The 10,324-nt window shown below is 72.8% G+C and carries 12 protein-coding genes; 11 read left to right on the forward strand and 1 reads right to left on the reverse strand.

Annotated features, from left to right (window positions below):
- The 10 genes from QM572_RS08210 to QM572_RS08255 form a co-directional block, all read left to right on the forward strand.
- A partial coding sequence (locus tag QM572_RS08210; RefSeq protein WP_415091917.1) for a Dak phosphatase occupies window positions 1-1,138 on the forward strand: 1,138 nt, incomplete at its 5' end.
- Window position 1,139: 1 nt separating this feature from the next.
- Complete coding sequence (locus QM572_RS08215; RefSeq protein WP_415091919.1) at window positions 1,140-3,380, forward strand: ATP-dependent DNA helicase RecG; 2,241 nt, start codon at window positions 1,140-1,142, stop codon at window positions 3,378-3,380.
- A gap of 7 nt (window positions 3,381-3,387) precedes the next feature.
- Window positions 3,388-3,954 (forward strand): 16S rRNA (guanine(966)-N(2))-methyltransferase RsmD, encoded by a 567-nt coding sequence (gene rsmD / locus QM572_RS08220; RefSeq protein WP_415091921.1) that lies wholly within the window; start codon window positions 3,388-3,390, stop codon window positions 3,952-3,954.
- Between the two features lie 28 nt (window positions 3,955-3,982).
- Window positions 3,983-4,471 carry a pantetheine-phosphate adenylyltransferase gene (coaD, locus tag QM572_RS08225; protein WP_415091923.1) on the forward strand — a complete coding sequence of 163 codons (489 nt, stop codon included), beginning with the start codon at window positions 3,983-3,985 and terminating at the stop codon, window positions 4,469-4,471.
- A gap of 25 nt (window positions 4,472-4,496) precedes the next feature.
- Window positions 4,497-5,072: a YceD family protein gene (locus QM572_RS08230; protein WP_415091925.1), complete on the forward strand. Its 576-nt coding sequence runs from the start codon at window positions 4,497-4,499 to the stop codon at window positions 5,070-5,072.
- A 94-nt stretch (window positions 5,073-5,166) separates the two neighbouring features.
- Window positions 5,167-5,352 (forward strand): 50S ribosomal protein L32, encoded by a 186-nt coding sequence (rpmF, locus tag QM572_RS08235; RefSeq protein WP_415091927.1) that lies wholly within the window; start codon window positions 5,167-5,169, stop codon window positions 5,350-5,352.
- Window positions 5,307-6,041 carry a ribonuclease III gene (gene rnc / locus QM572_RS08240; RefSeq protein WP_415091928.1) on the forward strand — a complete coding sequence of 245 codons (735 nt, stop codon included), beginning with the start codon at window positions 5,307-5,309 and terminating at the stop codon, window positions 6,039-6,041. Before rpmF ends, rnc begins: the two co-directional genes overlap by 46 nt.
- 8 nt (window positions 6,042-6,049) lie before the next feature.
- Window positions 6,050-6,940 (forward strand): bifunctional DNA-formamidopyrimidine glycosylase/DNA-(apurinic or apyrimidinic site) lyase, encoded by an 891-nt coding sequence (gene mutM / locus QM572_RS08245; protein WP_415091930.1) that lies wholly within the window; start codon window positions 6,050-6,052, stop codon window positions 6,938-6,940.
- Window positions 6,941-7,040: 100 nt separating this feature from the next.
- Window positions 7,041-7,247, forward strand: coding sequence for a hypothetical protein (locus tag QM572_RS08250; RefSeq protein WP_415091932.1), 207 nt, complete (start codon window positions 7,041-7,043; stop codon window positions 7,245-7,247).
- 40 nt (window positions 7,248-7,287) lie between these two features.
- Window positions 7,288-8,520: an MFS transporter gene (locus QM572_RS08255; protein WP_415091934.1), complete on the forward strand. Its 1,233-nt coding sequence runs from the start codon at window positions 7,288-7,290 to the stop codon at window positions 8,518-8,520.
- Between the two features lie 12 nt (window positions 8,521-8,532).
- Here QM572_RS08255 and QM572_RS08260 read toward each other — a convergent pair whose 3' ends face one another.
- Window positions 8,533-9,246, reverse strand: coding sequence for a sulfotransferase family protein (locus QM572_RS08260; RefSeq protein WP_415091936.1), 714 nt, complete (start codon window positions 9,244-9,246; stop codon window positions 8,533-8,535).
- Window positions 9,247-9,533: 287 nt separating this feature from the next.
- Between QM572_RS08260 and QM572_RS08265 the strand changes: the two genes are divergently transcribed.
- A partial coding sequence (locus QM572_RS08265; RefSeq protein ID WP_415091938.1) for a chromosome segregation SMC family protein occupies window positions 9,534-10,324 on the forward strand: 791 nt, incomplete at its 3' end.

The following is a 10,324-nucleotide window of genomic DNA, read 5'->3' on the forward strand; positions in this document are numbered from 1 at the left end:
CCGGCTCCGCGAGGCCGGGGTGGTCGACGCGGGCGCCCGCGGGCTGACCGTGGTGCTGGACGCGGCCGAGCACGCGCCCACGGGCACGCTGCGCAGCTTCCGCAAGGCGGTCCGGAAGGCGACCGCCGAGGCGGTCAGGGAGGACAAGCGGCGCCGCCGGCAGCGCGCGAAGGGCGAGCCCGAGGTCCATCCCGGGGGCGACCTGACGGCCGAGGGCCCGGCGTACGAGGTGATGTTCCTGCTCGACGCGGACGCCGCGGCGATGGCGCCGCTGCGCGCCGCCCTCGCGCCGCTCGGCGACTCGCTCGTCGTCACCGGCCGCGACGGCCTGTGGCACGTCCACGTCCACGTCGACGACGTGGGCGCGGCGATCGAGGCGGGCATCGCGGCGGGGCGTCCCCACCGGATCCGTGTGACGCACTTCGCGCAGCAGATCGAGCAGGCCGAGCAGGCCGGCGCTCGGCGCGCCCGCGCCGGCCGTGCCGTGATCGCCGTGGCCGCGGGCAAGGGCCTGGAGCGGCTCTTCGCCGACGCCGGCGCGGTCGTGCTGCGCAGCTCGGTCAGCAAGCGGCCCTCCGTGGGACGACTGGTCAAGACGATCGAGCGGACCGGCGCGGCCGAGGTCGTCCTGCTGCCCAACGACACGGCGACCCTGGAGGCCGCGCGTGCCGCCGCACTGCGCATCCCCCGCTCGGACATCCGCGTCGAGGTGGTGCCGAGCCAGGCGCAGGTCCAGGGGCTCGCCGCGATGGCCGTGCACGACCCGGAGCGGCCCTTCGAGCGGGCCGTGCTCGAGATGACGGCGGCGGCGAGCCACGCCCGGCACGGCGCCGTCACGCTCGCGACCCATCGGGCGATCATGAGCGCCGGCCGCTGCGAGGAGGGCGACGCCCTCGGCGCGGTCGACGGCGACTTCCTCGTCATCGGCACCGAGCTCGACCGGGTCACCACCGACGTGCTGCGCCGGCTCCTCGGCGGAGGCGGCGAGCTCGTGACGATCGTGGCCGGCTCGGACAAGGGCGCCCGCGAGCTGGCCGAGGAGGCCGGCGCGTGGGTGGAGCGGACATATCCCGCGGTCGAGGTGGTGACCTACGACGGTGGCCAGGGACGCTATCCGCTCCTGATCGGGGTGGAGTGAGGTGATCACGCACGACTCGCCGATCGCGGCGGTGCTCGGCGGCAACGCCAAGGGGGAGAAGCTCGCCAAGGCGAAGGGCCTGCGCACCGTCGGCGACCTGCTCGACCTCTTCCCGCGCCGCTACCTCCCGACCGGCTCCCTGACCCGCCTCGACCAGCTCCGCGAGGGGGACCTCATCGCCGCCGTCGGCGAGATCGCGTCGTGCGACCTGCGCAGCTACACCGACCGCCGCACCGGCCGTCCTGCCTATCGCCTCGAGGCCACGCTGCGCACCGAGGGCGCTCGCCTGGCGATGACGTTCTTCGCCAAGAAGCGGCACATCGCGGAGTGGCAGGCCCGCCGGCTCGCGGAGGGCACCCGCGGGATCTTCCTCGGCAAGGTCGGCTTCTTCCGCGACCGGCCACAGCTCACCGCGCCGCAGATCATCCGGTTCGGCTCCGACGACGACGCCGGATCCGACGTCGAGGCCGGGCTGGCGTCGATCAGCGAGCGGCCGCTCTTCCCGCTCTACCCCCTCACCGCCGGCGTCGACGCGATCGACGTGCTGCGGCTCCAGGGCTTCGCGCTCGACACGACCGAGGACCCGGCCGACCCGATCCCGGACGAGCTCCGCACGGCGTACGACGTCATCGGGCTGCGCCAGGCCTACGACTGGATCCACCGGCCCGACGACCTCGGGCAGGTCGAGTCGGCCCAGCGCAGGTTCCGGTTCGAGGAGGCGCTGACGCTCCAGCTGGTGCTGCAGCGCCGCCGCAGCCGGCTGCGCGAGCAGGCAGCGACACCGCGCACGGGGGACCACGGTGACCTGTTGCGGCGGTTCGACGAGACGCTGCCCTTCGAGCTCACCCGGGGCCAGCGCGCGATCGGGGAGGAGATCGAGCGCGACCTCGCCCTCAGCCACCCGATGAGCCGGCTCCTCCAGGGCGAGGTCGGCTCCGGCAAGACGCTCGTCGCGCTGCGGGCGATGCTGCGCGCCGTCGACTCCGGTGGCCAGGCGGCCCTGCTGGCGCCGACCGAGGTGCTCGCGCAGCAGCACTTCCGCTCCATCGCGGCGATGCTCGCCGCAGTTGATGGAGGCAGCCTCGGCACGGGCGGCCTTTTCGGCGGCGCGAGCGTCGAGCTGCTCACCGGCTCCATGACGAAGACCCAGCGCACGCCCGTCCTCTCCCGCATCGCGTCGGGCGAGGCGGGCATCGTCATCGGCACCCACGCCCTGCTGCAGGACACGGTCATGTTCGCCGACCTCGGCCTCGTCGTCGTCGACGAGCAGCACCGCTTCGGCGTCGAGCAGCGCTCGGCCCTGGCCGACCAGGCCCTCGCCATGCCGCACACGCTCGTCATGACCGCCACCCCGATCCCGCGCACGGTCGCGATGACGGTCTTCGGCGACCTCGAGGTCTCCACGCTCACCGAGCTCCCGGCCGGTCGCGCCCCGATCCAGAGCTCGGTCGTCCCGCTGCTGGATCACCCGGCCTGGGAGGCACGGGTCTGGGAGCGGATCCGCGAGGAGGTCGGGAAGGGGCACCAGGCCTACGTCGTCGCGCCCCGCATCGACGGGCACACGCCCGAGCAACTGTGGATGGAGGCGGTCGACGTCGACGAGAACGGCGATCCGGTGCTGCCGACCCGCCCGCTCGAGGCGGTCGCCGAGGTCCTCCAGCGCCTCTCCGACGGGCCCTTGGCAGGGCTGCGGATCGCACCGCTGCACGGCCGCCTGCCCGCCGAGGAGAAGGAGCGGACCATGCGCGCCTTCGCCGCCGGCGAGATCGACGTGCTGGTCTCCACCACCGTGATCGAGGTCGGCGTCGACGTCCACAACGCCACCGCGATGGTCATCCTCGACGCCGACCGGTTCGGCGTCTCCCAGCTCCACCAGCTCCGCGGCCGCGTCGGCCGCGGCGGCCTGCCCGGCCTGTGCCTGCTCGTCACCCACGCCCCCGCGGGGACGCCGGCCCGCGAGCGGATCGACGCCGTCGCGGCGACCACCGACGGCTTCGCGCTCAGCCGGGTCGACCTCGACCTGCGCCGCGAGGGCAACATCCTCGGCGCCAGCCAGTCCGGCGGCCGCTCGAGCCTGCGCAACCTCCGCGTGCTGCGCGACGAGGAGACCATCGCCGAGGCCCGTGCCGCCGCCGCGACGCTCCTCGACGCCGACCCCGAGCTCCTGGCCGCGCCGCTGCTGCGCCGGAGCGTCGAGGAGATCGAGCGCTCCGCCGAGGCCGACTACCTGGAGCGGTCGTGAGCCCGGCATGACCCGGATCATCGGCGGCTCGGCCGGAGGTCGGCGGCTCAGGACACCGACCGGCTCCGCCACCCGGCCCACGAGCGACCGGGTGCGCGAGGCGCTGTTCTCCACGATCGAGTCGTGGTGCGGCTCGCTCCAGGGCCTGCGCTTCCTCGACCTGTACGCCGGCTCCGGCGCCGTCGGGCTCGAGGCCTGGTCCCGCGGCGCGGGAGTGATCACCCTGGTCGAGTCGGACCGGCGTACCGCCGCGCTCATCGGGGAGAACGCCCGCCAGCTCGGCGTCGCCCGCGCCAACGTCATCGCCTCCTCGGTCGCCCACGCGCTCGCGACCCCGCCCCAGGCGCCCTACGACGTCGTCTTCTCCGACCCGCCCTACCCGCTCGAGGACGACCGCGTCGGCGGCGATCTCGCCCTCCTCGCGGCCAACCGCTGGATCGGCCCCGGCGGCCTGGTCGTCCTCGAGCGTGCCAAGCGCAGCCCCGAGCCCACCTGGCCCACCGGCTTCGAGCCCTGGAAGCCCAAGAAGTACGGCGAGACCACCCTCTGGTACGCCACCGCCCCCGCACCCTAGGGTGTGAGACCGCCTACGCTTCGTTGCCATGACACGGCGCGCGGTCTGCCCCGGCTCCTTCGACCCGGTGACCAACGGTCACCTCGACGTGATCGGCCGGGCGGCCGGGCTCTTCGACGAGCTCGTCGTGGCGACCGGCACCAATCCGTCGAAGAGCAGGATGTTCACCCCCGAGGAGCGCCTCGACATGCTCATCACGGCCGTCGAGCCGTGGCCCAACGTCCGTGTCGCCGGGTTCGGCGGGCTCATCGTCGACTTCTGCCGGGAGATCGACGCGGTCGCGATCGTCAAGGGGCTCCGTGGCGCCACGGACTACGAGTACGAGCTGCCCATGGCGCAGATGAACCTCCACCTCACCGGGGTCGAGACCGTCTTCCTCCCCGGCGCGGTGGACAACGCGTTCGTCTCCTCGAGCCTGATCAAGGAGGTCGCCTCCTTCGGCGGCGACATCTCCGGCCTGGTGCCCGACTTCGTCGCCGAGCGCGTGGCCGCCAAGCTCGCGAAGTCTCGCGGTTGATCGCCGGCCGCGTAGGATTTTCCGTGTGAGCACCTCCCGCCCTGACCCCCGCTCGCCGCTCGTCGTCGACACCCGTGAGCTGAGCCGCCGGCCCGGATCCCAGCGGGAGCTCGACGTCACCGTCCCGGCGCCGGCCGACCTCGGCATCGAGATGCTCGCGGTCCCCGAGGGGTCGCCGATCGAGCTCGGCCTGCGCCTCGAGGCGGTCATGGACGGCGTACTCGTGACGGCGGAGGCGAGCGCGGCGCTCGCGGGGGAGTGCGTGCGCTGCCTGGAGCCGATCGACGACGAGATCGACGTGCGGTTCCAGGAGCTGTACATGTACGACGACACTCGCGACGCCGCGACGCTGGACGACGGGCCGGGATCGGAGGACGTCAGCCTCACCGACGGCGACCTGATCGACCTCGAGCCCGCGCTGCGCGACGCCGTCGTCCTCGACCTGCCGCTCCAGCCGCTCTGCCGCCCCGACTGCGCCGGCCTGTGCGCCGAGTGCGGGGCCAACCTCAACGAGGATCCCGACCACGCGCACGCGGAGCCGATCGACCCGCGCTGGGCCGGGCTCGTGGGCCTCGCAGCCGAGGCCGAGGCTCAGGAGTAGCCAGGAATAACGCCTCCGGGCCATTCCCCCCTAGACTCGTCCGGTTGCCTGACGCAGGCGACCCCCGACGTACCTGCAGTAAGAGGAGAAGATCGTGGCTGTCCCGAAGCGGAAGATGTCGCGCAGCAACACCCGCCACCGCCGCTCGGCGTGGAAGGCCGTTGCGCCGACCCTGGTGACCTGCGCCAACCCGGCGTGCGGCGCCCAGCACCTGCCGCACCGCGCCTGCGGCGAGTGCGGGCAGTACGGCGCCAAGTCCGAGCGCCGCCAGGTCCTCTGAATCTGAACTACGCAGACCTTCGCTCGCAGCTCGGGGATCCGGTCCTGGACCCCGAGCTGCTCGAGCTCGCGCTCACCCACCGCTCGTACGCCTACGAGCACGGCGGCATCCCGACCAACGAGCGCCTGGAGTTCCTGGGGGACTCGGTGCTCGGCGTCGTGGTGACCGAGACGCTCTACCGGATGCACCCCGACCTTCCCGAGGGACGGCTGGCGAAGCTGCGCGCCGCGGTCGTGAATGCGCGCGCCCTGGCCGGCGTCGGCCGCTCGATCGGCCTCGGCGAGCACATCAAGCTGGGTCGCGGCGAGGACGCCACCGGCGGCCGTGAGAAGGACTCGATCGTCTCCGACACGGTCGAGGCGCTGATCGGCGCCGTCCACCTCTCCGGCGGCATCGACGTCTCCTCCGTGCTCGTCCACCGGCTCTTCGACCCGCTCCTCGAGGCGGCCTCCACGCTGGGCGCGGGGCTGGACTGGAAGACCTCGCTGCAGGAGCTCACCGCCGAGCGCGGCCTCGGCATCCCCGAGTACGTCATCACCGACGAGGGGCCCGACCACATGAAGGTCTTCCACGCGCAGGTGCGGGTGGGCGACAGCCTCTACGGCGACGGCCACGGCGGCTCGAAGAAGGTCGCCGAGCAGCAGGCCGCCGAGACCGCCTACTCGGAGCTCAACGGCTCCGGCGCCTGAGCACCGCGTTGCCTGAGCTGCCCGAGGTCGAGGTCGTCCGCGCCGGTCTCGAGAGGCATGTCGTGGGTGCGACGATCACCCGCGCCGAGGTCCTGCACCACCGCCCCGTCCGCGCGTACGCCGGCGGGCCGGCCGCCTTCGTCGACGAGCTGATCGGCCGGCGTCTCGTCGCCGCCCGCCGCCGGGGCAAGTACCTCTGGGTCGCCCTCGACGACCCCGACGCCGGAGACGCCCTCACCGTCCACCTCGGGATGAGCGGGCAGATGCTCGTCCAGCCCGTCGACGCCCCGCACGAGCGGCACCTCCGCGTCCGATTCGGGCTGGACGGCGACGGCATCGAGGAGGGCAGGGAGCTGCGCTTCGTCGACCAGCGCATGTTCGGCGGCCTCGGAATCAGCCGCGGGGGAGCGGTGATCCCGCCGGAGATCGCGCACATCGCCCCGGACCCGCTCGAGCCGTCCTTCGACCCGGAGAGGGTCGTCGCCCGGATGCGCCGCTCCGCCTCTGGCATCAAGCGGCTGCTGCTCCACCAGACCGTGATCAGCGGGGTCGGCAACATCTATGCCGACGAGGCGCTGTGGCGGGCGCAGGTCCACGGGGAGCGACCCGGCGCCCGGCTCACCGGGCCCCAGCTGCGCCGCGTCCTCGACGCGGCGGCGGAGGTCATGCGCGAGGCCCTCGCCCAGGGCGGCACCTCCTTCGACGCGCTCTACGTCAACGTCAACGGCCAGTCGGGCTACTTCGACCGCTCGCTCAACGCCTACGGCCAGGAGGGGCGCCCCTGCGCCCGCTGCGGGACCACGATCCGCCGGGTGCCGTTCATGAACCGCTCGTCGTACTTCTGCCCGGTCTGCCAGCCCGTCCCGCGCCGGCGCGCCGCCGGACCCGCGAGGGTTTGACCGCCGTCTCGATCGGTGGGACTCTTGGAGACGGCCCTCTCGCAGTTCCAGGGCCACCCGTCCCCTCGATTCCCGCGACAGATCCAACGAAGGATTCATCATGGCGAAGGCGCTGATGGGCCACCTGCCCACCGACCTGCGGAACCCCCACCACCTCGTCACCGACAACGCGAAGCTCCGTGCCCGCGTCGCCGAGCTGACCGAGCTCGTGGGCTCGCTCAAGACCGAGAACGACACGCTCGTCGCCCGCGTGGCCGAGCTCGTCGAGGCCTCCCTGACCGAGACGGCGGAGCTGCAGCCCGCCTGACCCTCGCGTCTCCCCGGGCGGCACCACGGCCCGCCCGACCATGAGCCGACTCCTCACCCTGATCGCACCCGATCGGCTGGGAGTCGGCTTTCGCCTTCTCCTGGGCCAGTCCTGGCTCAACGCCCTCGGCGGCGGCATGGCCACCGCGGCCGGCCCGCTCCTCGTCGCCAGCCGCACTCATGACGCCCGGCTCATCTCGCTGGCCGCGCTCCTCGACTGGCTCCCCGGATTCGCCCTGAGCCTGTACGCCGGCATGCTGGCCGACCGTCACGACCGCCGCGTCCTCATGGTGATCGGCACCGCCCTGCGCGCGGCCGTCCTGGTGGTGCTGATCGGGTGCCTGCTCCTCGGCGCCGCGCCGATCGCCGTCGTACTCCTGACGATGCTGGCCTTCGGCGTCGCCGACACCCTCGCCCAGACCGCCGGTCGCACCGTGCTGCCGATGATCGTCGACCGGGACGACCTCGGCATCGCCAACGCCCGCTTCCAGTTCGGCTGGATGGGGATCAACCGGCTGATCGCGCCGCCTGTGGGTGCCGCCCTGTTCGTCGCGGCGCAATGGCTGCCGTTCGTCACCCAACTCGTCTGCGCGGGCCTCGCGCTGATCCTGCTCGCGCAACTCAGCCTGCCGCCGCACGGAGTCGCCGCCGCCGACCGGCACCACCCCGTCGCCGACATCCGCGAGGGCTGGCGGTGGGCGTGGAGCAACGCCGCCACCCGCACGCTCAACCTGCAGATCCTCGGCTTCAACCTCGCCTACGGCGCCGCCTGGGCGACGATGGTCCTCTACGCCGACGAGCGGCTCGGTCTCACGGGCACCGGCTATGGGCTACTGCTGGCATCCGTCGCCGTCGGTGGCGTCGTCGGGTCGCTGACCTACGGCTGGGTTGAGCAGCGGGTCAGCGTCGGCCGGATCATGCGGATCGGCCTGATCTGGGAGACCTCGAGCTGGGGGCTGCTGGCCTGGACCGATCGGGCGTGGGTGGCCTTCGGGGTGTTCACGCTCTTCGGCGTTCACGAGGGCTACTGGGCCTCGACCTACTCCTCGGTGCAGCAGCGACTGGTCCCGGCCGAGCTGCTCGGCCGGGTCGGATCGGTCTACGTGATGTTGATGACCGGCAGTCTCGTGGTCGGCGCCGCCGTCGCCGGCCCGCTGTCGCACCACGGGGGGATCGCGGCGCCCTACTGGTTCGGCTTCGCCGTCGCCGCGGTCGTGCTGGCCGCGCTGTGGCGGGAGATCGGCCGACTGGCCGCCGAGGACGGGCGCGGCTAGGGCAGGGAGCCACTAGACCGACAGCGCGACGAGCTCCTTCCAGACGGCCTCGTCGGCCTGGGCCAGCACGTCGGGGTCGACGCTGCGCTCCTTGTCGCGCACTCCGTCGACGTACGTCGTGTGCGCGGCCGTGAACGCGTCGGCCGCCGGCTCGAAGGAGAGCCCGAGCCGGTCGAGCAGCGCGCGGAACGCGGCCGCGTCCGGGTCGCCGAAGAGGCGGGAGTACTCCACGATCGTCACCTGCTCGGGCCACGCCCGGGCGGCGGCGAGCGTCTGCGTGCTCTGCTCGTTCCACCGCCGGATCGCCATCGCGGCATCGCGCCCGGCCTTCCACGGATCGTCGGCGGAGGTGGCCCTCTTGTCCCACGACGCGGCCACCTCGAGGATGTCGCGCACGATGACGACGAAGCGTGCGTCGGGATGCTGTCGTCGCAGGGCCTCCACGGGTACGGCGGTGAGCTTGTCCCCGACGTAGCGCGCGGTGTCCCACTTCGCCTCGAGCTGCGCGTAGAGCGCGCCGGCCCAGCCGGCGTGCTGGGGCGTCAGGTTGGTGAGCTTGTCGGAGAAGTCGAAGAACCGGTCGTGCTCGAGCAGCGCGGGGGTCAGCTGCTCGATCCGGTCGCGCTGGAGGAGCCGCTTGAAGCGCTCCATCCCCAGCGCGACCTCCGGATGGGCGTTGAGCAGGTCGGCCAGCGCCGTCGTCCCCGACCGGGCCACGCCCAGCACGAACAGTGTCTGTGGCGGGCGACGACGACCAGCCCGAGATGCACCCCTGAATCTCACCGGGGTACTCAAGCAGATCCGGCTGTGCCGTGACTATGCGCTCCCGGCCCGGCCCGGCCCGGCCTCCGGTGTCCGGTGTCCGGTGTCCGGTGTCCGGTGTCCGGTGTCCGGTGTCCGTGACGGTCTCCTCGTCGCCGAGGCGGTGTCGCGGCGGATGGCCGGGCGGCGGGGCTTGTAGGGTGTGCGAACTGGCCTTCCCCGCCCGCCGGTTGTGAGAAGAGGACCGCCAGATGTACCTGAAGAGCCTGACCCTCAAGGGGTTCAAGTCCTTCGCGTCCGCGACGACCCTCCAGCTCGAGCCGGGGATCACCTGCATCGTCGGGCCCAACGGGTCGGGCAAGTCCAACGTCGTCGACGCCCTGGCGTGGGTCATGGGCGAGGCCAGCGCCAAGAGCCTGCGCGGCGGCAAGATGGACGACGTCATCTTCGCCGGCACCTCGGGCCGCGCGCCGCTGGGTCGTGCCGAGGTCGTCTTGACGATCGACAACGCCGACGGCGCGCTGCCGATCGAGTACGCCGAGGTGACCATCGGGCGCACGATGTTCCGCTCCGGGGGCTCGGAGTACGCCATCAACGGGCAGCCCTGCCGGCTCCTGGACGTCCAGGAGCTCCTCTCGGACAGCGGGATCGGGCGCGAGATGCACGTCATCGTCGGCCAGGGGCAGCTCGACACGATCCTGCACGCGACCCCGGAGGAGCGGCGCGGCTTCATCGAGGAGGCCGCCGGGGTGCTCAAGCACCGCAAGCGCAAGGAGAAGGCGCTCCGCAAGCTCGACTCGACCGAGGGCAACCTCACCCGGCTGGGCGACCTGCTCGTCGAGATCCGCCGCCAGCTCAAGCCGCTGGGCAAGCAGGCGGAGGTGGCGCGGCAGGCGGCGACGGTCCAGGCCGACGTGCGCGACGCCCGGGCGCGACTCCTCGCCGACGACCTCGCCACCGCACGGGGGGCCCTCGAGCAGGAGCTGGCCGACGAGTCGCTGCTCCTGGCCCGCCGCGAGCAGGTCGAGCGGACGCTCGCGGA

The organism is Nocardioides sp. (assembly GCF_047607365.1).
In the GTDB taxonomy this organism is placed as follows: Bacteria; Actinomycetota; Actinomycetes; order Propionibacteriales; family Nocardioidaceae; genus Nocardioides.